The sequence below is a fragment of the Streptomyces sp. GL_140 genome (genome assembly GCF_057834465.1).
In genome coordinates, this window is record NZ_CM174404.1 from 6750483 (window position 1) to 6770358 (window position 19876).

The 19876-nt window shown below is 73.6% G+C and carries 15 protein-coding genes and 1 riboswitch; of the genes, 7 read left to right on the forward strand and 8 right to left on the reverse strand.

What is annotated here, in order from left to right; all coding sequences use genetic code 11:
- The first annotated feature begins 120 nt into the window (after positions 1-120).
- Positions 121-1422 carry a YncE family protein gene (locus AC3IYJ_RS31560; RefSeq protein WP_489397914.1) on the forward strand — a complete coding sequence of 434 codons (1302 nt, stop codon included), beginning with the start codon at positions 121-123 and terminating at the stop codon, positions 1420-1422.
- A 59-nt stretch (positions 1423-1481) separates the two neighbouring features.
- Positions 1482-2717, forward strand: a complete 1236-nt coding sequence (locus AC3IYJ_RS31565) for a GNAT family N-acetyltransferase (protein ID WP_489397915.1) — start codon at positions 1482-1484, stop codon at positions 2715-2717.
- 44 nt (positions 2718-2761) lie between these two features.
- Here the strand turns inward: AC3IYJ_RS31565 and AC3IYJ_RS31570 are convergent, their stop codons facing one another.
- Together AC3IYJ_RS31570 and aroD are read right to left on the reverse strand one after the other, a co-directional pair.
- A complete protein-coding gene (locus AC3IYJ_RS31570; protein WP_489397916.1) occupies positions 2762-4984 on the reverse strand; it encodes a terpene synthase family protein in 2223 nt (740 codons plus the stop codon).
- 217 nt (positions 4985-5201) lie between these two features.
- Positions 5202-5924: a type I 3-dehydroquinate dehydratase gene (aroD, locus tag AC3IYJ_RS31575; RefSeq protein WP_489397917.1), complete on the reverse strand. Its 723-nt coding sequence runs from the start codon at positions 5922-5924 to the stop codon at positions 5202-5204.
- A gap of 227 nt (positions 5925-6151) precedes the next feature.
- Here aroD and AC3IYJ_RS31580 point away from each other — a divergent pair, with 227 nt between their 5' ends.
- Entirely contained in the window at positions 6152-6373 is a 222-nt protein-coding gene (locus AC3IYJ_RS31580) for a hypothetical protein (RefSeq protein WP_489397918.1), read from the forward strand.
- Positions 6374-6392: 19 nt separating this feature from the next.
- Here AC3IYJ_RS31580 and AC3IYJ_RS31585 read toward each other — a convergent pair whose 3' ends face one another.
- A complete protein-coding gene (locus AC3IYJ_RS31585; protein WP_489397919.1) occupies positions 6393-6866 on the reverse strand; it encodes a hemerythrin domain-containing protein in 474 nt (157 codons plus the stop codon).
- A gap of 29 nt (positions 6867-6895) precedes the next feature.
- Complete coding sequence (cobN, locus tag AC3IYJ_RS31590; RefSeq protein ID WP_489397920.1) at positions 6896-10507, reverse strand: cobaltochelatase subunit CobN; 3612 nt, start codon at positions 10505-10507, stop codon at positions 6896-6898.
- A 53-nt stretch (positions 10508-10560) separates the two neighbouring features.
- A riboswitch (cobalamin riboswitch) is annotated at positions 10561-10661 on the reverse strand.
- 228 nt (positions 10662-10889) lie between these two features.
- On the opposite strand from cobN, the gene AC3IYJ_RS31595 reads away from it, so the two are divergent.
- From AC3IYJ_RS31595 to AC3IYJ_RS31605, 3 genes are read left to right on the forward strand one after another with little or no spacing between them, the layout of a single operon-like run.
- Positions 10890-12110, forward strand: a complete 1221-nt coding sequence (locus AC3IYJ_RS31595) for a cobalamin biosynthesis protein CobG (protein ID WP_489397921.1) — start codon at positions 10890-10892, stop codon at positions 12108-12110.
- Positions 12107-12754, forward strand: coding sequence for a precorrin-8X methylmutase (locus AC3IYJ_RS31600; protein ID WP_489397922.1), 648 nt, complete (start codon positions 12107-12109; stop codon positions 12752-12754). The genes AC3IYJ_RS31595 and AC3IYJ_RS31600 overlap by 4 nt, the downstream gene beginning before the upstream one ends.
- Positions 12751-14253, forward strand: a complete 1503-nt coding sequence (locus AC3IYJ_RS31605) for a precorrin-2 C(20)-methyltransferase (RefSeq protein WP_489397923.1) — start codon at positions 12751-12753, stop codon at positions 14251-14253. Before AC3IYJ_RS31600 ends, AC3IYJ_RS31605 begins: the two co-directional genes overlap by 4 nt.
- 420 nt (positions 14254-14673) lie before the next feature.
- Here the strand turns inward: AC3IYJ_RS31605 and AC3IYJ_RS31610 are convergent, their stop codons facing one another.
- Genes AC3IYJ_RS31610 through AC3IYJ_RS31625 form a run of 4 tightly spaced genes read right to left on the reverse strand, consistent with a single transcriptional unit; the run spans position 14674 to position 18695 of the window.
- Positions 14674-15438 (reverse strand): cobalt-precorrin-6A reductase, encoded by a 765-nt coding sequence (locus tag AC3IYJ_RS31610; RefSeq protein ID WP_489397924.1) that lies wholly within the window; start codon positions 15436-15438, stop codon positions 14674-14676.
- Positions 15428-16177, reverse strand: a complete 750-nt coding sequence (cobM, locus tag AC3IYJ_RS31615; protein ID WP_489397925.1) for a precorrin-4 C(11)-methyltransferase — start codon at positions 16175-16177, stop codon at positions 15428-15430. Before cobM ends, AC3IYJ_RS31610 begins: the two co-directional genes overlap by 11 nt.
- Positions 16174-17493 carry a precorrin-6y C5,15-methyltransferase (decarboxylating) subunit CbiE gene (gene cbiE, locus AC3IYJ_RS31620; RefSeq protein WP_489397926.1) on the reverse strand — a complete coding sequence of 440 codons (1320 nt, stop codon included), beginning with the start codon at positions 17491-17493 and terminating at the stop codon, positions 16174-16176. Before cbiE ends, cobM begins: the two co-directional genes overlap by 4 nt.
- Positions 17490-18695, reverse strand: a complete 1206-nt coding sequence (locus AC3IYJ_RS31625) for an MFS transporter (RefSeq protein WP_489397927.1) — start codon at positions 18693-18695, stop codon at positions 17490-17492. The genes cbiE and AC3IYJ_RS31625 overlap by 4 nt, the downstream gene beginning before the upstream one ends.
- A 153-nt stretch (positions 18696-18848) precedes the next feature.
- Here AC3IYJ_RS31625 and AC3IYJ_RS31630 point away from each other — a divergent pair, with 153 nt between their 5' ends.
- The gene (locus AC3IYJ_RS31630) at positions 18849-19865 is read left to right on the forward strand and encodes a transcriptional regulator (RefSeq protein WP_489397928.1); all 1017 of its coding nucleotides are present in this window, start codon (positions 18849-18851) and stop codon (positions 19863-19865) included.
- The last annotated feature ends 11 nt before the right edge of the window (positions 19866-19876 follow it).

The following is a 19876-nucleotide window of genomic DNA, read 5'->3' on the forward strand; positions in this document are numbered from 1 at the left end:
GCGCTGCGGCGGTCCGCAACGCGGTGCGAAAGGGCGCGACCCCGTGGGGGTTGCGCCCTTTCGGCGTTCCGCCTATTTTACCCGCCGGTAACAGCGTCTGCCCGCAACGGAGTTGACCGGATGTTCGCCACCCCCTTACGTACCCGCCGGGCCCTGTCGGCCATGGCCGGCCTGGCCGCCCTGCTCGCCGCCGCCCTTGCGGCGGGACCCGCGGCCGGCGCCGAGACCGCGTCCGGAGCCCGGGCCGCGTCGGGAGCCCCGGCCGCCGGACCGGGCCTGCGCGAAGTGCTGTTCGTGGGCAACAACTGGGAGGGCACCGCCGACGTCCTCGCCTCCACCGGGGACCTGGCCGCGGTGGGCCGGATCAACGTGATCCCCGACAAGGCGGAGCGGCTGCGGGAGATCTACCTCAACCCCGTCAAACTCGGCTACTTCCTGGGCATCCGGGCCACGGCGGGCGAGGGTCACGACCAGTTCGTGGACGACCTGTACACCACCCCCGACGGCTCCGCCGTCGTCGCCTCGCGCCCCAGCTTCGCCGACGTCGTCTCCGTGGACCTGCGGACCGGCCGGATCAACTGGCGCTTCCCGGTGGCCGGCTACCGGGCCGACCACATGGCGGTCTCCCCGGACGGCACGCGCGTGGCCGTCTCCGCCTCCACCGCCAACACCGTGCACGTCCTGGACATCGCGAGCGGGCGCCAGGTCGGCTCCTTCACCACCGGCGACAAACCGCACGAGAACACCTTCACCCAGGGTGGCCGCTTCCTGTGGAACAGCTCGATCGGTGACGTGACCTCCGCCCTCGACGCGCCCTGGCTGGACTGGACGAAGGGCGACCGGAAGATCACCGTCGTCGACGCCCAGACCTTCCGCCCGGTCCGGGTGATCGACATGCGCGCCCGCCTCGACGCCTTCGGGCGCCCGGACCTGTCCGACGCGGTGCGCCCGATGTCCTTCAGCCCGGACGAGTCGAAGCTCTACTTCCAAGTCTCCTTCTTCAACGGCTTCGTCGAGTACGACGTGGCCGCCGACCGGATCACCCGGATCAAGACCCTCCCCGTGAACCCGGCCACCAGCACCGACCGCACCACCTGGGTCAACGACTCCCGGCACCACGGCATGTCCATGAGTCCCGACGGAGCCAAGCTCTGCATCGCCGGAACCATGGACGACTACGCGACCGTCGTGGACCGGGCCACCCTGGAACCGGGGCCCCTAGTGCCGGCCGTCAAGCCCTACTGGGCCACCGTGGACGGCGACGGCGCCGGCTGCGTGATCTCCGAGAGCGGCGCCGACCGCGTGACGGCGATCGACTTCGCCACCGGCACCAAGCGGGTCTCCGTACCCGTCGGCGACCACCCGCAGCGCGTGCGGCTCGGGCACGTTCCGGCCGGCTGGACCGGGCCGACGGCGCCCTGACCGCCAAATCGGGCCGCTTTGATGTGACTGGTCCGCGATGACCGATTAGTCTCCCGATCATGGTGGACATTCGCGAGGTACCCGAGTCCGACATCGACCGCGCTCTGGAGCTCGCGTACCTGGTCTTTCACGACCGGCCCGAGAAGGAGGCGCGCGAACGCCACCACGACTTGCTCCTGCACTGCGTCCGCATCGGTGCCTACGACGGGGACGCGCTGGTCGGCTTCATGGCCGCGCACGACTTCCGGCTCTCGGTGCCCGGGGCGGACCTGCCCTGCCCCGGGCTCACCTTCGTCTCCGTTTCCCCCACCCACCGCCGCCGGGGCGTGCTGACCTCCCTGATGGGCGAGATGCTGCGCCGGGCCGGGGCCGCCGGCAGCCCGATCGCCGCCCTGTGGGCCTCCGAGGCCGCCATCTACGGGCGCTTCGGCTTCGGTAGCGCCACCCAGGGCGTCACCATCGAGATCGACTCCACCCGGCCGCTGGCCCTGCGCATCGCGGCGGACCGGCGGCCGCTGCGCCTGGTCGACCCCGGGGATGCCGTCGCCGTGATCGGCCCGTACCACGAGGCGGCCCGTGCGACCCGGGCCGGCCGCCCGACCCGCGGCGAGTGGCGGTGGACCGAGGAGTGGCTGACCGAACAGGACGAGGAGGACGAGGAGTTGAGCCCACCCCGGATCATCGTCCTGGGGGAGCCGGGCGAACCGGTCGCGGGCTACGTCCTCTACCGGACCAAGCCCGAGGACGACAGCGGCCCCTCCCGCACCCCGGGTCAGGTCCAGGTCTACGAGCTGGAGGCGGACACCCCGGCGGTGGCCGCGGCGCTGTGGGAGTGCCTGGCCTCCCTCGACCTCACCGGCCGGGTCTGCGCGTGGGGCCGCCCGGCCGACGACCCGCTGCTGCACTTCGCCGCCGACCGGGACCAGGTCAGGGTCACCGCCGTGTTCCCCGCGCTCTGGCTGCGGCTGGTCGACGTGGGGGCGGCGCTGACCGGGCGGTCGTGGGCCGAGCCCGTGGAACTCGTACTGGAGCTGACCGATGCCCGACTGCCCGCGAACGCGGGGCGGTTCCGGCTGAAGGCGGGGCCGCACGGGGCGGCGTACGAGCCCGCAGACGGGCAGGCTCCCGATCTGGCACTGGACGTACGGGAGCTCGCGGCCTGCTACCTGGGCGGGACCCGGGCCGTCGAGCTGGCCGCGGCCGGGCTGGTGGCGGAGCACACCCCCGGCGCGGCCGCCGCCCTGGACGCGGGGCTGCGGACCGCGCTGCTGGCGCACACGGCGGACGAGTTCTAGACCCGTCCGCTGAGCGATCCGGCGGCTCCCGCTCCCGCTCCGGCTCAGCCGGTGGCGGGCAGCGAGATCCGGGCCGCGGACATGCCGAAGGCGGAGCTCAGAACGCCGGTGGAGATCCCGTCACCCAGCCGGTGCAGGTCCTCCTCGCGGTAACGCCTGGTCTTCTGGTGCCAGTTGAGGATTCCGGCGAGCCAGTCCTGCAACTCGCCCACGTACGCATCGAGTCCGGCCCGCGCCTGCGCGTCCAGCTTCCAGTCGTCGTAGAGCAGCGGCAGCTGGTTCGCCACGATGTGCTCGAACTCCTCGGTGCGCTGCGTCATCAGCGAGTGGCAGATGTGCAGGGCCTGCGGGTAGTCGATGTCGAAGAAGTTGCGGGTGACGAGCACGTAGTTGTGGACCTCGCCCTCGACCTCCACCTCCTTCTGGTAGGAGAAGATGTCGTTCATCAGGCAGGCGGCGTCGGCGGCCGCGTTCTCCAGGGAGCGGATGGTGCCCGAGGCGTAGATCTCGTCGGGGATGCCCCGGCCCGCCTGGCCGAGTCGGCACAGGTACATCGTGAGGTGGGAGCCGAAGGTGTGGCGGCGCATCTCGGCGTAGTCCACCGGGTCGGGGATGCGGTTCTGGATCTGGTTCTCGATCTCCCACAGCCAGCTCTGCAGCATGCTCACGAGCGTGGCCCGGAACTCGGCCCGCACCTCGGGGGACATGTCCTTGCTGGTGCGCACCCACAGGTCGCCGAGGGACCGCTCCATCGCGGTCGCCGCCACCGCCTGTTCGGCGTGGTCCACCGGGATCATGGCGATGAGCCGGCCGGTGGTGGCCTTGGCGCCCGGCAGGTTCTTGGCCTGGGCGAAGACCACCGGGTAGTAGTCGTCCCCGTAGGTTCCCCAGGTCAGCCAGCAGGCGTTGAGGGTGAGGGCCTCGGGGGTGGCGTCGGGGTCGATGCCGGCCGAGCAGAGCGCGAAGTCGTAGCCGCGCAGCTTCTCCTCGTTCCAGATTGCCGAGCCGGGGTCTCCGGGCTGTGGGTCGACGAGCCCCATCTCCTTGGCCCAGAGCGCGGATCGCTCCCGCGCGTGGGCGTGGTGGGGGCTCATGGTGAGCGGGAAGGGCATGTAGACGTCCGGGACCAGGGACGGGCCGGTGCGCTCGAAGGGGACGTGGGTGAAGGAGCGGCGGCGCAGCTCCAGGGCGCGCGGGGCGAGGATCGAGCGCAGGTCGAGGGCGGTGGTGCCCAGGCCGGAGGGGAGGAAGGGCAGGGTGAGCGGGGCGGTGGCGCGGGCCTCCTTGTTCATGTAGCGGCTGGAGACCATGTGCCATTCGTGGCCGCCGGACTGCCAGTCCTGCAGGCCCTTGGCGTAGGCGAGGACGGCGCCGATCTCGGCGGGGTCCATGGCGTGGTCGGCGAAGAGCTGGGGGAGTTCGGCGAGGGCGGTCTGCTCGAACTGGTGGAGCCGGGAGGTGAGGAGGTCGTTGGAGGCCTCGGCGGCCTCCTGGGTGGTGCAGCCGAGGAAGGTCTCCAACACCAGGATGGCGTTGGAGAGTTCGCCCTCGTCGGCGACCTCGCGCTGGTAGGAGAAGATGTCGTTCCTGATGTGCACGGCATCGGAGAAGGCGTCGCGCAGCACCCCGAGCGGACGGGAGTGCGCGACCCGCGCCGGGACCTCGGCGGACACGTACTCGATGAGACCGGCCGACCAGGGGGCGCCGCCGACCTTGCGGCGCATCTCGATGTATTCGAGGGGGTTGGCGACCCGCCCGATGTTGATGTTGGCGAGTTCCCACATGGACTCGTCGAGGAGGTTCTTGGTGGATACGGAGAACCGTTCCCTCCAGTCCATCGTCATGGCGGGGACGGTACGGGCCCACAGGTCGGCGAGGCCCGCTTCCACGGGGTTGGTGGCCTCCGGGAACCCGTCGGCCAGGTCCATGGGCATGAAGGCGCCGAGCCGGTCGAGGTAGGCCTTGGCGCCCGCGCGGTCCTGGGAGCGCTTGTACATCTCCAGGAAGTGGTCGTCGAAGAAGAACACCCACACGTACCAGTCGGTGACCAGGGACAGCGCTTCGCTGTCGCAGTCGGGGTGGGTGTACGAGCACAGCAGGGCGTAGTCGTGCGAGTCGAGGTCGCTCTCCTCCCAGACGCCGGAACCTTCCAGCATCCCGAAGGCGCGGGCCCACTTCTTGGTGTGGGCCCTGGCGTTCTCCAGGTGGGGGTTCAGTCGCGCCGGATAAGGCACATAGAAATCCGGCAGTTGGAACGGCTGCGTCACGGCAGGGTGGACCTTTCGTCTGTCTGTCTCGCGGACGGAGGCGGAAGGCCGGTGAGGGACCTTCCGCACGAGATCAGCAGGGCCCTACCCGTGGTGCCGGTCGGATAAGGGGGAGTTCACTTCATCAGGTGACGCGGAAGTCGTTCTGCGATGTGGGGGGCGGCCGGCGGGTAGAGGGGCCGGTGGGAACGGCCCTCCTCCCGCATCCGCCGGCCGCTCAGGCGGACTTCCGCCGGTCGAAGGCCGGGTAGAACCGGCGCAGCAGACCGAAGGTCTCCGGGAAGTCGAGCTGGCCCGGGGCGGAGCTGGCGCCGAAGAAGGAGTAGGTGATCCGCGATCCCAGGGCCGGGAAGAAGACGCGCGAGACGGCGCCGGCCGCACCCATGGCGATGACGATCAGCCGGGTCCCGTCGGCTCCGGCCCGCAGCAGCAGCGCGGCCAGCCGCCGTACGTCGTCCTCGGACTCCACCATGGTCGACACCTTGACCACGTCGGCGCCGGCGATCGATGCCTCGTCGATGACGGCCTGGAGTTCCTCGGTGGGCGGGGTGAATTCGAAATTGTGGTACGAGACGATCGCCACCGTGTCGTGCGTGCGGGCGGCCTCGATCACGCCGGAGAGGATTTCCCGGGACGACAGCTCGATGTCCAGGGCCTGGACCCGGGGGGCGAGGGCGCGGAAGAGGTCGAGGCGCTCGGCCTCGGTCCCCTTCCAGTCGCCGCCTTCGAGCGGGGAGCGGAGCGTGGCCAGGACCGGAAGGGCCTTGAACGCGTCCACCTGGGCCAGGACATGGGCGGTGTCGGTCCGTGCGTACCGGTCGACGCGCAGCTCGGCGACGTCCACTCCGGCCGCCTGCGCCTCGTGCGCGCGCAGTTCGGCGTCGGTGTCGTCGAAGCTGACGGCCACCAGTGGAATCCCGTCGTCCAGAAGTGCGCGCATTGAATTCATTTCCCGGTCACTGCCTTTTCGATTCCGATTTCCGACGCGAATCAACGCGGCGGATTATACGCGGAATCGCTATCGGCGAGAGTGGCCGCCCGCCCCTTGGGCACCGAGCCCGCCGCGCCGTGCCGCGTCGGGTGCGGGTGTCGTAGCGCGGGATGCTTGTCCGATTGTTCTAGATTTGCGCCATCGGTACAGATTTCGGCGTTCCGGGAGGGACACTCATGGCGATCGATCTCGACAAGGTGCTGGACAAGGCGTGGGCCGACAAGCCGCTCGCGGAGGTGCTCGCGGCCCCGGTCGCCGCGCTCAAGGGCGTCACCGACAAGGACGGCGAACTGCTCCTCGAAGCTTTTGGAGTGAAGACCGTCGCCGACTTCGGCCAGCTGAAGTACGCGCGCTGGGCGCAGGCCCTCGTAGCGCTGAACCAGACCACCAAGGCGTAACCCCGGCGGCCGGCGCCCGCTACCCGGCGGGCCTCAGGTCCCCGTCGGGATGGGCGGTGCGCCAGGCCGCGATGGACAGGTCCCAGTCCTCGCCGGTCAGGGCGGTGAGGGAAGCGGGGAAGAGGCCGTCCTCCTCCTTCGCGATGTGGTGGTGGAGCTCCTCCACCGCGGCGCGCAGGGCGGCGACGTCCGCCGGATCCGTCAGATCCGCGCGGGAGAGGAAGGCCGCCAGCTCGCGGTGTTCCCGGACCAGGGCCTCGATGTAACCCGCGTACTCGGGGTCCTGCTCCATGACGGCGAACAGGCCGTCCTCCTCGCCCTTCCAGTGGGCGAGGAGGACGGCCGTCATGTCCGCCACGAGAGCTGCGGCCCTGGCGGTGTTCCCGGAGTCCAGGGCGCGCAGGGCATCGCCCGCCGCGTCCGTCACCGCCTCGTGCTCGGCGATGAACTCCTTGATCAGGGGGATCTCACGGCAGCCGCAGTAGTGGCACATGCGGCCAGTGTGATCCAGCCGCGGGCCGGTTACTCGCTTTCGCCCTCGAGGTTGCCCTCCGTGTCCAGGTACACCTGGCGCAGCGCCTCCAGCACCTGCGGGTCCGGCTTCTCCCACATGCCGCGGGACTCCGCCTCCAGCAGCCGCTCCGCGATCCCGTGCAGGGCCCAGGGGTTGGCCTCCTCCAGGAAGGCGCGGTTCTCCGGGTCCAGGACGTACGTCTCGGTCAGCTTGTCGTACATCCAGTCCGCCACCACGCCGGTCGTGGCGTCGTAGCCGAAGAGGTAGTCGACCGTGGCGGCGAGCTCGAACGCACCCTTGTAACCGTGGCGGCGCATCGCCTCGATCCACTTCGGGTTGACCACACGGGCACGGAAGACCCGGGAGGTCTCCTCCACCAGCGTGCGCGTCTTGACCGTCTCCGGGCGGGTCGAGTCGCCGATGTACGCCTCGGGGGCCGTACCGCGCAGCGCGCGCACGGTGGCCACCATGCCGCCGTGGTACTGGAAGTAGTCGTCCGAGTCGGCGATGTCGTGCTCGCGGGTGTCCGTGTTCTTCGCCGCGACGGTGATCCGCTTGTAGGCGGTCTCCATCTCCTCGCGCGCCGGGCGCCCTTCGAGACCCCGGCCGTACGCGTACCCGCCCCACACCGTGTAGACCTCCGCGAGGTCGGCGTCCGTGCGCCAGTCGCGGGAGTCGATCAGCTGCAGGATGCCCGCGCCGTACGTACCCGGGCGCGAACCGAAGATACGGGTCGTCGCGCGCCGCTCGTCACCGTGCACGGCCAGGTCCGCCTGCGCGTGGGCCCGTACGAAGTTGTCCTCCGCGGTCTCCTCCAGCGAGGCCGCCAGCCGCACCGCGTCGTCCAGCAGGCCGATGACGTGCGGGAACGCGTCGCGGAAGAAGCCCGAGATGCGCAGGGTGACGTCGATGCGCGGGCGGCCGAGCTCGGCGAGCGGGATCGGCTCCAGGCCGGTCACGCGGCGCGAGGCCTCGTCCCAGACCGGGCGCACGCCCAGCAGCGCCATGGCCTCGGCCACGTCGTCGCCCGAGGTGCGCATCGCGCTCGTGCCCCACAGGGACAGGCCCACGGAGGCGGGCCATTCGCCGTTGTCCGTGCGGTAGCGGGTCAGCAGGGAGTCGGCCAGCGCCTGGCCGGTTTCCCACGCCAGGCGGGAGGGGACGGCCTTCGGGTCGACCGAGTAGAAGTTGCGGCCGGTCGGCAGCACGTTGACCAGGCCGCGCAGCGGGGAGCCGGAGGGGCCCGCCGGGACGAAGGCACCGTCCAGCGCGCTGACCACGTGGGCGATCTCGTCGGTGGTGCCGGCCAGCCGCGGGACGACCTCGCGGGCCGCGAAGTCCAGCACGGCCGCCACGTCCGCCGAGAACCCGGCGGCGACCGAAGCCACCGCCTCCGGGTCCCAGTTCGCGTCCTCCATCGCCTGGACCAGCGCGCGGGCCTGCTCCTCCGCCTCGTCGGCGGTGGTACGGGTGGCCGCGGACTCGTCCAGCCCGAGCGCCTCGCGCAGACCCGGGAGCGCCGTCGTACCGCCCCAGATCTGGCGGGCGCGCAGGATCGCCAGGACCAGGTTGACGCGGGAGTCGCCGGTCGGGGCGCCGCCCAGGACGTGCAGACCGTCGCGGATCTGGGCGTCCTTGATCTCGCACAACCAGCCGTCGACGTGCAGCAGGAAGTCGTCGAAGCCGTCGTCGTCGGGGCGCTGCTCCAGACCCAGGTCGTGGTCCAGCTTCGCGGCCTGGATCAGCGTCCAGATCTGGGCGCGGATGGCCGGCAGCTTGGCCGGGTCCATCGCCGAGATCTGGGCGTACTCGTCCAGGTGCTGCTCCAGGCGCGCGATGTCGCCGTACGACTCCGCGCGCGCCATCGGCGGCACCAGGTGGTCGACCAGGGTGGCGTGCACGCGGCGCTTGGCCTGGGTGCCCTCGCCCGGGTCGTTGACCAGGAACGGGTAGATGAGCGGCAGGTCGCCGAGCGCTGCGTCGGGGGCGCAGGACGCCGACAGGCCGGCGTTCTTGCCCGGCAGCCACTCCAGGTTGCCGTGCTTGCCCAGGTGAATCATCGCGTCGGCGCCGAAACCGCCGTCCTCGGCGCGCGCCTGGATCCAGCGGTACGCGGCCAGGTAGTGGTGCGAGGGCGGCAGGTCCGGGTCGTGGTAGATCGCGATCGGGTTCTCGCCGAAGCCGCGCGGCGGCTGGATGAGGATGAGGAGATTGCCGCGGCGCAGGGCCGCGAGGACGATGTCGCCCTCCGGGTTGGCCGAGCGGTCCACGAACATGTTGCCCGGGGCCTCGCCCCAGTGCTGCTCGACGCTGTCCCGCAGCTCGGCCGGGAGCTCGGCGAACCAGCGCTTGTAGTCGGCCGCCGGGATGCGGACCGGGTTGCGGGCCAGCTGCTCCTCGGTGAGCCAGTCCTGGTCGTGGCCGCCGGCCTCGATCAGGGCGCGGATCAGCTCGTCGCCGTCACCGGAGACCAGGCCCGGGACGTCCTCGACGGGGCCGAAGTCGTAGCCGCCCGCGATGAGCGTGCGCAGCAGCTCCACGGCGCTGGCCGGGGTGTCGAGGCCGACCGCGTTGCCGATGCGGGAGTGCTTGGTGGGGTACGCGGAAAGGACCAGCGCGATCTTCTTGTCGCGGCGCTCGATGTGCCGCAGCCGGGCGTGGCGCACGGCGATCCCGGCCACGCGGGCGGCCCGCTCGGGGTCCGCGACGTAGGCGGGCAGCCCGTCCTCGTCCAGCTCCTTGAAGGAGAACGGGACGGTGATCAGACGGCCGTCGAACTCCGGGACGGCGACCTGGGTGGCGGCGTCGAGGGGCGACAGGCCCTCGTCGTTCTCCTCCCAGGCGCTGCGCGAACCGGTCAGGCACAGGGCCTGGAGGATCGGCACGCCGAGGCCGGCCAGCGCGCCCGCGTCCCAGGACTCGTCGTCACCGCCGGCCGAGGCGGTCGCGGGCTTGGTGCCGCCCGCCGCCAGGACGGTGGTAACGACCGCGTCGGCCGACTCCAGCTCCGCGATGAGCTCCGGCTCCGGGGTGCGCAGGGAGGAGACGAAGAGGGGGAGCGCCTGCGCGCCGTGGGCCTCGATCGCCTCGCAGAGGGTGTGGACGAAGGCGGTGTTCCCGCTCATCTGGTGCGCGCGGTAGTACAGCACGGCGACCCGCGGGCCCTCCGTCCGCTGCGCGGTGCGCTCCAGCGGGCCCCAGGTGGGGGAGGCCGCCGGGGGCTCGAAACCGTGGCCGGTCAGCAGCACCGTGTCGGAGAGGAAGCGCGCCAGCTGGTCCAGGTTGGCCGGGCCGCCGTGGGCGAGGTAGCCGTGGGCCTCGGCCGCGATGCCGATCGGGACGGTCGAGGCCTCCATCAGCTGCGCGTCGGGGGCCTGTTCGCCGGTCAGGACGACGACCGGACGCGTCTGGGACGGGGCGAGGAGCAGATCCAGGCCGTCCTGCCAGGCGCGCAGGCCGCCGAGGAGCCGTACGACGACCAGGTCGACGCCGTCGAGCAGGCCCGGGAGATCGTCGAGGGGAAGGCGGGAGGGGTTCGCGAACCGGTACGGGACGGGGCCGTCCGCGGCGGCGCGAGCGCTGAGCAGATCGGTGTCGGACGTCGACAGCAGCAGGATCATGCGGCGGCAGGCCTTCCTCGGGGTTTCCGCGCCCCGGGCAGTGAGGACGGCGGGAGTTCCTGACTCATCCGGTGGCCGGGGCCGCGCGGATTCACAGTGGCGGGACCGCGCCGGATTCGCACCGGGCTTCCTCCCATGTCGCCGTCCTCGGCGATGGCGGGCCTGTTGGCCGCCGAGGACTCATCTTAGGGGGCCGGTGGGCGGGGGTTCGTGGTCGGGTGCGGGGTCGTTGCCGGGGCTCTGCCCCCGACCCCGCGCCTCAAACGCCGGCGGGGCCGGATTCGGGCGGGGCCGGATGCGCCGGGGCGCGGACGGGTGTGGCCGGTTCGGGGTGGTGATCGACACAGGGGGTGGGCGCAGAATCGTGGGTATGCTCGCCGCCATGCCCACGCCCCCTTCCGCCGCAGTGCGGGACGAACCCGTCATACGGGACCGCGGTGACGCATGCCCGGGCGCGCTGCGCCTGCACGCCGCCGACGACGGGTACCTGGCCCGGGTGCGGATCCCCGGCGGGCTGCTCACCGCACCTCAGGCCTCCGCGCTGGCGCTGGCCGCCGACCGGTTCGGGGACGGGCACCTGGGACTCACCTCGCGCGGCAACGTGGAGCTGCGCGGACTCGCCGACGGGTGCGGAGCCGGGCTCGCCGAGCTGCTGGACGCGGCCGGGCTGCTGCCCGCCCCCACGCACGAGCGGATCCGCAACATCGTGGCCAGCCCGCTCGGCGGGCCCGAGCAGGTCCGGGCCCTGGACGCGGCCCTGTGCGCCGACCCCGGGGCCGCCGGTCTCTCCGGACGCTTCCTGTTCGCCGTCGACGACGGCCGCGGGGACGTCGCCGCCCTCGACCCGGACGTCACCCTCCTCGCACGGCCCGGCGGGCGCACCCTGATCCGGCTCGGGGCCGAGAGCGACGCCGTCGAGGTGGCCTCGGCCGACGCCCCGGCGGCCGCGCTGGAAGCCGCCCACTACTTCCTCGAAGCCGTGTCGGAGGCGGGCACGCGGGCCTGGCGGGTCGCCGAGCTGCCGCCGGAATTCGCCCTGGGAGCGCAGGAGTTCGGCCTCCGGCTGATCACGACCTCCATCGCCTCGCGGTTCGTGCGCGACGCCCCCCGGCCCATCGCGCCGCCGCCCGCCCCCGGCGTCCACGGCGACGCCCTCTGCGTGCTGGTCCCCCTCGGGCGGCTCACCACCGCCCAGTGGCGGGAGCTGCCCGGCGCCCCCAGGACCACGCCGTGGCGCAGCATCGTCGTCACCGGTACCGCCGTCGCCCCCGCCGGGCTGGTCGCCGACCCGGCGGATCCCTGGCGGTCCGTCACCGCCTGTACCGGGCAGCCGGGTTGTGCGAAATCCCTCGCGGACGTACGCGCCGACGCGCGGGCCCTCGTAGCGCGGACGGCAGGCTCCCTGCCCGTGCACTGGTCCGGCTGCGAGCGGCGCTGCGGGCATCCGCGCGGCACCGCGTGGGTGGACGTGGTGGCGACGGCCGAGGGCTACCGCATCGGCGGACAGCTGGTGGCCGCAGGTGAATTGGCTCCCGCTCTGGCGGCCGCCCGCAACACCCCACAGGTTTCAGGAAGCAGTTCCGAAGGCGCAGTGAAGAAATGAGCGAGTACACCGTGTTCGAGTACGAGAAGGACGGCGCAGAGATCTACCGCCAGTCCTTTGCCACGATCCGCGCCGAGGCGGACCTCTCCGGGCTGCCCGCCTCGGTCGCCCAGGTCGCGGTGCGCATGATTCACGCCTGCGGCATGACCGACCTGACGCGGGACCTGGGCTACACGCCCGAGGTCGTCCTGCGGGCCCGCGCCGCCCTGGAGGCCGGCGCGCCGATCCTGTGCGACGTGCAGATGGTCGCCAGCGGAGTGACCCGCAAGCGGCTGCCCGCCGACAACGAGGTGATCTGCACCCTCTCCGACCCGGCCGTGCCGGAACTCGCCGCGAAGATGGGCACGACGCGCAGCGCCGCGGCCCTCGAAGTCTGGCGGGACCGGGGCCTGTTGGGGGGATCGGTGATCGCCGTCGGCAATGCGCCGACCGCGCTCTTCCGGCTGCTGGAGATGATCGAGGAGGGGGCCCCGCGCCCCGCCGCCGTCATCGGCGTCCCCGTCGGTTTCATCGGCGCCGCCGAGTCCAAGGACGCCCTCGCGGCGCACCCCTCGGCACTCGACCACCTGATCGTCCGGGGCCGGCGCGGCGGCAGCGCCATGGCCGCCGCCGCCGTCAACGCCATTGCGAGCGTGGCCGAATGAGCGGGAGCACGCAGAAGGCCGGAAAGCTGTACGGGGTCGGGCTCGGCCCCGGCGACCCGTCCCTGATGACGCTGCGCGCCGTGGCCGTGATCGCGGAGGCGGACGTCGTCGCCTACCACTCGGCCCGTCACGGCCGCTCGATCGCCCGCTCGATCGCAGCCGAGCACCTGCGCGCCGACCACGTCGAAGAGCCGCTGGTCTACCCGGTCACCACCGAGACCACCGACCACCCCGGCGGCTACCAGGGCGCGATGGAGGAGTTCTACGAGGCCTCCGCCGCCCGGCTCGCCGCCCACCTGGACGCCGGCCGGACCGTCGCCGTCCTCGCCGAGGGCGACCCGCTCTTCTACGGCTCGTACATGCACATGCACAAGCGGCTCGCGGACCGGTACGAGGCCGAGGTGATCCCGGGGGTGACCTCGGTGAGCGCCGCCGCGGCCCGGCTCGGCACCCCGCTGGTGGAGGGCGAGGAGGTGCTGACCATCCTGCCCGGCACGCTGTCCGAGGAGGAGCTCACCGCGCGCCTCGCCGCCACCGACTCCGCGGTCGTGATGAAGCTCGGCCGCACCTTCCCCGCCGTGCGGCGGGCGATGGAGAACAGCGGCCGGCTCGCCGAGGCGCGGTACGTGGAACGCGCGACGATGGCGGGGGAGCGGACCGGCGTCCTCGCCGACACCGACCCCGACAGCGTGCCGTACTTCGCCGTCGCCGTGGTCCCCAGCCGGATCGGCAACCCGGGCAGCGTGCCCTCCGGTCCCGGCGAGGTCGCCGTGGTCGGCACCGGCCCGGCCGGGCCACTGTGGCTGACCGCCGAGACCAGGCGGGTGCTGGCCGACGCCGAGGCGCTGGTCGGGTACACCACGTACCTGGACCGGGTCCCGGTCAAGCCGGGCCAGGTGCGGCACGGTTCGGACAACAAGGTGGAGTCGGAGCGCGCCGAGTTCGCGCTCGACCTCGCCCGCCGCGGCAAGCGCGTGGCGGTGGTCTCCGGCGGCGACCCCGGGGTCTTCGCCATGGCCACCGCCGTCCTGGAGGTCGCGGCGCAGCCGGAGTACAAGGACGTGCCCGTCCGGGTGCTGCCCGGCGTGACGGCGGCCAACGCGGCGGCCGCCGCGGCCGGTGCGCCGCTCGGCCACGACTACGCCACGATCTCGCTCTCGGATCGGCTCAAGCCCTGGGAGGTCATCGCGGAGCGGCTGCGCGCGGCGGCCGCCGCCGACCTCGTACTGGCCCTGTACAACCCGGGCTCGCGCAGCCGGACCTGGCAGGTGGCGCAGGCCAAGGAGCTGCTGCTGGAGCTTCGGGCGCCGCAGACGCCGGTGGTCGTCGCGCGCGACGTGGGCGGTGCCGAGCAGTCGGTCCGCATCGTCACGCTGGCCGAACTGGAGCCGTCCGAGGTGGACATGCGGACGATCCTGCTGATCGGGTCCTCGCAGACGCAGGTCACGGAGCGGCCCGACGGGTCACGGGTGACGTGGACGCCGCGGCGGTACGGGTGATCCCGGTCCTGACCGGCTGACGAAGTGAAGAGGCCCGGAGCGTACGCCGCCCCGGGCCCTGTGCTCGGCGCCGACCGGTTGGGTCCCTGCGGGGCTGTCCCCTACCCGCCCTTCCACCGTTCCCCGGAGCTCCGCCCCGGCCCCTTCGCCGGGGGCCTGCCCCCGGACCCCGCGCCTCAAGCGCCGACGGGGCTGGATGTAGGCCGAGGCCCGGCAAAATCCAGCCCCGCCGGCGCTTGAGGCGCGGGGTCCGGGGCGGGGCCCCGGGGGATCGGGCGCAGCCCAGGGCCGGCGGGTCCGGGCGGAGCCCGGGGAACGGTGGAAGGGCGGGTAGGGGACCAGTGCCCCGCGCAGCGGCCCACCCGCAGCCGGGGCTGGGCGGTGCCCGGTTGACCGGCACCGATCCGCGTACCGCAGGCCTCAGCCGGACAGCCAGTCCCGCACTCCCTCGACCGAAGCCACCTGCGGAACGCCCGCGGGGACCGCAGGGCGGCGGACGACCAGGACCGGGATGCCCGCTTCGCGGGCGGCGGTGAGTTTGGGGGCCGTGGCGGAGCCGCCGCTGTCCTTGGTTACCAGGAGGTCGATGCGGTGCCGGGCGAGCAGCTCCCGCTCGTCGGCGAGGGTGAACGGGCCGCGGGCCAGCAGTACTTCGAGGCGCGGCGGGACCGGGTCGGCCGGGGGGTCCACCGAACGCACCAGGAACCAGGGCTCGGTGAGGTGCGCGAAGCTGTGCAGGCCCATCCGGCCGGTGGTCAGGAAGGCGCGCGAGCCGAGGCCCGGCAGCAGGGCGGCGGCCCCGGTGAGGGAGTCCGCGAAGTGCCAGTCGTCACCGGGCCCCGGGGTCCAGCCCGGTCGGCGCAGCGCGAGCAGCGGGATGCCCGAAAGGGCCGCCGCCCCGGCCGCGTTGAAGCTCATCCGCTCCGCGAAGGGGTGCGTGGCGTCGACCAGGTGGGTGACCCGGTGCTCCGCGATCCAGGAGGCCAGCCCGTCGGCGCCGCCGAAGCCGCCGATGCGGGTCTCGCCCGGCGGGAGCACCGGCGCGGCGACCCGGCCGGCCAGCGAGGTCGTCACCCGGTACGGGGCTCCGTCCCCGGCCGTCAGCGACTCCGCGAGCCGCCTGGCCTCCGTGGTGCCGCCGAGGATCAGGACGTGCGGACGGCCGGGGCCCGGATCAGCAGTCATGCCGGTCGCGCTCGGCGGAGTACAGGTGGCTGTCGCGGAACTGCTCGGCGCCCAGGGTGCGGCCCACCAGGATGACGGCGGTGCGGACCAGGCCGGCCTCCTTCACCTGGGCGGCGATGTCGGCCAGCGTCCCGCGCAGGATCAGTTCGTCGGGGCGGCTGGCCATCGCGACCACCGCCGCCGGGCACTCGGCCCCGTAGTGCGGCAACAGTTCGCCGACGACCCGGTCCACGTAGCGGGTGGCCAGGTGCAGCACCAGCAGGGCCCCGCTGCGGCCCAGCGTGGCGAGGTCCTCGCCGGGCGGCATCGGCGTGGCCTGCTGGGCGATCCGGGTCAGGATCACCGTCTGGCCGACGGTGGGGACGGTCAGCTCCCGCTTCAGCGCGGCGGCCGCGGCGGCGAAGGCCGGGACGCCGGGGACGACCTCGTAGGGGATGCCGACCGCGTCCAGGCGGCGCATCTGCTCCGCGACGGCGCTGAAGATCGAGGGGTCGCCGGAGTGGAGCCGGGCGACGTCCTGGCCGGCCGCGTGCGCAGCTGTGCACTCGGCGATGATCTCGTCCAGGTTCAGCTGCGCCGTGTCGATCAGGCGGGCGTCCGGCGGGCATTCGGCGAGCAGCTCGCGCGGGACCAGGCTGCCCGCGTACAGGCAGACGGGGGCCGCGGCCAGGGTCCGGGCGCCGCGCACCGTGATCAGGTCGGCGGCGCCGGGGCCCGCACCGATGAAGTACACGGTCATGTCGTCTGATCCATTTCGTCGTCGCTGGTGGTGGCGCCGGCGGTGCCGCTGCCGGGGTGGGGCTTGGTGACCGACCACTGGGTGACGGGCATCGCCTGGCGCCAGCCCGTGAAACCGCCGACCGGCACGGCGTGCGCGACGGCCAGTTTCACCAGTTCGCCGCCGTGGCGCCGGTAGCGCTCGGTGAGGACGGCCTCCGACTCCAGGGTGACCGTGTTGACCACGAGCCGGCCGCCGGGGGACAGCGCCTCCCAGGCCGCGTCGAGCAGGCCCGGCGCGGTCAGGCCGCCACCGATGAACACGGCGTCGGGGGCGGGCAGTCCGGCCAGGGCCGCGGGTGCGGCGCCGGTGACCACGCGCAGCCCGGGTACGCCGAGCGCCGCCGCGTTGCGGGTGATCCGCTCGGCCCGCCCGGTCACGCGCTCCACGGTCACGGCGCGGCAGGAGGGGTGCGTACGCATCCACTCGATGCCGATGGAACCGGAGCCGCCGCCGATGTCCCACAGCAGTTCGCCGGGGGCGGGGGCGAGCGCGCAGAGGGTGGCGGCGCGGACGTGGCGCTTGGTGAGCTGGCCGTCGTGCTCGTAGGCGGCGTCGGGCAGGCCGGGGGTGGCGCCGAGCCGGGGCGCGGGGGCGGCGGGGTCGCGACGGCATTCGACGGCGACGAGGTTGAGGGGGTCGCCGGGCGGGTGCTCCCAGCTCTGGGCGAGGCCCTCGTACGAGTCCTCGTGCTCGGAGCCGAGCTGTTCCAGGACGCGCATCCGGCTGGGACCGAAGCCCCGCTCTCGAAGCAGAGCGGCGATCTCGTTCGGGGTCACTGCTCCGGAACTCAGGACCAGCACCCGCCGGCCCTCGTACAGCGCGGCCGCGAGCCGGGCCACGGGACGCCCGACGGCGGTGATCACCTCGGTGTTCTCCACCGGCCAGCCCAGGCGGGCGCAGGCGTACGACATCGACGAGGGGTGGGGCAGCACGTGCAGGGCCTGCGCCCCGAGCTCCTCGGACAGGGCGCGGCCGATCCCGTAGAACATCGGGTCCCCGCTGGCCAGTACCGCGATCCGGCGGCCCGCGTGCTCGGCCATCAGCTTCGGCACGGCCGGCCTGAGCGGGCTCGGCCAGGCCACCCGCAGGCCGCCGCACTCCTCGCGCGGCAGCAGGTCCAGCTGGCGCGGTCCGCCGATCAGTACCTCGGCCCCGGCCAGTGCGGCCCGCGAGGGGGCGGCGAGCCCGCCCCAGCCGTCGGCGCCCAGCCCGACGACGGACACGGGCGGCGCGACCGGCGCGGGTACGGGGGGCGGTGGCGGTGCGGAGCTCACTGCGCGGAACCTCGGGGTACGGGAAGGGGGTGGACCCGCAGCCTACTGGGCCCCAGCCCCCGCGCCAGGAGCAGGGTGACCAGGACGGAGGCGCAGGCCAGCACGGTGATCGCCACCGGCGCCGAGGTGAGCTGGGCGACCGCTCCGGCCAGCGCCGCGCAGAGCCCCTGAGCCGTCAGCATTCCCGCCGAGTGCAGCCCGAGGGCCTGGCCCTGGGTCCCGGGCGGGAGCAGGGCGACGAGGCGCTCCTGCAGGAGCAGGCCCGCCCCGTAGCCGACGGAGGCCAGGGCGACGGCCGCTGCGGCGGGCACCGGGCCGGGTTCCAGGAGGAAGAGGAGGTAGGGCGCGGCGAGCAGCAGTTGCAGAGGGGTGGCGAGCCGGGCCCGCCAGCGGGCGGGCAGGTACCGCCCGCCCAGGATGTCCGCGACGAGCATTCCGACGCCCGCGCAGCCGAACAGCAGCCCCGCGTGGCCGGGATCGTAGGGGACGAAGAGGGACTCGCAGCCGACGATCAGGCCGTTGGGCAGCCACAGGGCGAGGTAGAGCGTGCGCCGGGCCGGGTCGGCGAACAGGGTGGCGTTCGTCCGCCAGGTCTCCGCGGGCGAGGGCCGCCCGACGGCCCGCGGAGGCCTGCGGCTCAGCCCGGTCCGCAGGGTGAGCGCGGCGGCGAGCGCGAGGCCGGCGGCCGCCAGCAGCGCGCCGCGCGGGGAGAGCGCCGCCACCAGGACCCCGCCGAGGGCGAACCCCGCGATCTGCGTCACACCGGCCGATACGGCGAGCAGCGAGCGGCCGAGCAGGTAGTCCTCGGGCGGCAGGATCTCGGTGAGCAGCCCGTACCGGACCCCGCCCCCGAGGGAGTCGGCGAGCCCCTGGGCGAGCAGCACCGCGAAGACGGCCCACAGCGGCAGCGCGGGAACGGCCAGCAGCGCGGCGGCGAGCGCGGCGAGCAGCGAGAGCCGGGCCAGGGCGGTGCGCGGCTCCAGCCGGTCGGCGGCGGAGAGGAGCACCGTCGCGCCCAGCATCTGGGTGAACGAGGGCCCGAACATGCCGAGCGCGGCGAGCAGGGGGCTGCGGGTGCGCTCGTAGACGAGGACGGCGAGGGCGAACCCGCTGATGGTGGAGGCGCCGACGCGCAGCGCGGAGGCGAGGAAGAACGGGGTGAACTCGGGGGTCCGGGCGAGGGAGCGGTAGGTCCTGGGCATGCGGGGAGTCTTGGGTGGTGTCCGGGGACGGCCTAATGTTTCGCGTGGGCGCGAAACCCGGTACTGGTGCGCGGGGCGGGTGGCTTCGGCGGGCCGGGGCGACGCGGCACCGGACGCGGCGGAGGGGACGACGGAGGGGACGGCGGGACGGGCATGGGCTACTGGCGGATCGACAGCGACGCGCTGGCCGGGAGCCGCTTCGTGGTGTCCGCGCTGGCCGAGACCACGGCCGCGCTGACCGCGCTGCACCGGCGGTCCGCCGCGCACCCCGGTGACCGGGCCTGGCTGGCGCACCGGCTCCCGGCCTACCGCGCGCACCTCGCGGCCGACCCCGTCGCCGCCCACCTCGTACGGGCCGCCCTCGGCCGGCTGTGGATCGCCGACCACCTGACCCCGCCGCCGCACGGCGGTCCCTTCGAGGAGGAACTGGAGCCGATCCGCGCGACGCCCGACGCCGCGGTCCGTACGTACCTGCGCGCCGCCTCCGGTGCGCTGCCCGAGGACCTCGCACGGGCCCGGGGACTCGGCCCGCGCACGGCGGAGCTGCTGGAGTGGGTGTGGACCGAGACGGTCCGCCCCGACTGGGAGCGCCGCCGCCGGGTCGCGGAGGCCGACATCCTGCTGCGCACCGCGCAGTTGAGCCGCGGCGGGTGGGCGGCCGCCCTCTCGGGGATGCGGCCGGGCATGGCGTGGCTCGGCGAGGGACGGCTGCGGATCAACCTCCAGGACCGGCCGCCGCGCGAACTGTCGGGCGCCGCCGGGCTGGTCTTCGTCCCGGTCACGCCGCCGCACGGCTGGGTCGCCTGGCGCGGTGCCCACCGGCACGCCCTGGTCTACCCGGCCGAGGGACAGCTCGCGCAGCCGGGCACCGCCGTCCAGCCGGGTACGGCCGCGCAGCCCGCCGCCGACGCCGCCGCCGACGCCCCGAAGTCGCTGGTCAGGCTGTTGGGGCCGGTCCGGTCCAGGGTGCTGGTGCTGCTGGCGAGCCCGAAGTCCACCACGCAGCTGGTGGCGCTGACCGGGCTGAGCCTGGGCGCGGTGGCCGGACAGCTGAAGGTGCTGCTGGCCGCCGGGCTGATCCTGCGGCGGCGCACGGGGCGTACGGTGCTCTACAGCCGGGTCGCGGCCGGGGACGTCCTGGTGTCGGCGGCCACCGGCTCCGACGGGTGAAATCGGCGAGC

Excerpts from the sequence above, each read along its gene's own strand:
- AC3IYJ_RS31565 (WP_489397915.1), top strand. The coding sequence starts at position 1,482 with ATGGTGGACATTCGCGAGGTACCCGAGTCCGACATCGACCGCGCTCTG.
- cobM (WP_489397925.1), bottom strand. The coding sequence starts at position 16,177 with ATGACCGTGTACTTCATCGGTGCGGGCCCCGGCGCCGCCGACCTGATC.
- AC3IYJ_RS31580 (WP_489397918.1), top strand. The coding sequence starts at position 6,152 with ATGGCGATCGATCTCGACAAGGTGCTGGACAAGGCGTGGGCCGACAAG.
- AC3IYJ_RS31560 (WP_489397914.1), top strand. The coding sequence starts at position 121 with ATGTTCGCCACCCCCTTACGTACCCGCCGGGCCCTGTCGGCCATGGCC.
- AC3IYJ_RS31610 (WP_489397924.1), bottom strand. The coding sequence starts at position 15,438 with ATGACTGCTGATCCGGGCCCCGGCCGTCCGCACGTCCTGATCCTCGGC.
- aroD (WP_489397917.1), bottom strand. The coding sequence starts at position 5,924 with ATGCGCGCACTTCTGGACGACGGGATTCCACTGGTGGCCGTCAGCTTC.
- AC3IYJ_RS31600 (WP_489397922.1), top strand. The coding sequence starts at position 12,107 with ATGAGCGAGTACACCGTGTTCGAGTACGAGAAGGACGGCGCAGAGATC.
- AC3IYJ_RS31630 (WP_489397928.1), top strand. The coding sequence starts at position 18,849 with ATGGGCTACTGGCGGATCGACAGCGACGCGCTGGCCGGGAGCCGCTTC.
- AC3IYJ_RS31595 (WP_489397921.1), top strand. The coding sequence starts at position 10,890 with ATGCCCACGCCCCCTTCCGCCGCAGTGCGGGACGAACCCGTCATACGG.
- AC3IYJ_RS31605 (WP_489397923.1), top strand. The coding sequence starts at position 12,751 with ATGAGCGGGAGCACGCAGAAGGCCGGAAAGCTGTACGGGGTCGGGCTC.
- AC3IYJ_RS31625 (WP_489397927.1), bottom strand. The coding sequence starts at position 18,695 with ATGCCCAGGACCTACCGCTCCCTCGCCCGGACCCCCGAGTTCACCCCG.
- cobN (WP_489397920.1), bottom strand. The coding sequence starts at position 10,507 with ATGATCCTGCTGCTGTCGACGTCCGACACCGATCTGCTCAGCGCTCGC.
- AC3IYJ_RS31585 (WP_489397919.1), bottom strand. The coding sequence starts at position 6,866 with ATGTGCCACTACTGCGGCTGCCGTGAGATCCCCCTGATCAAGGAGTTC.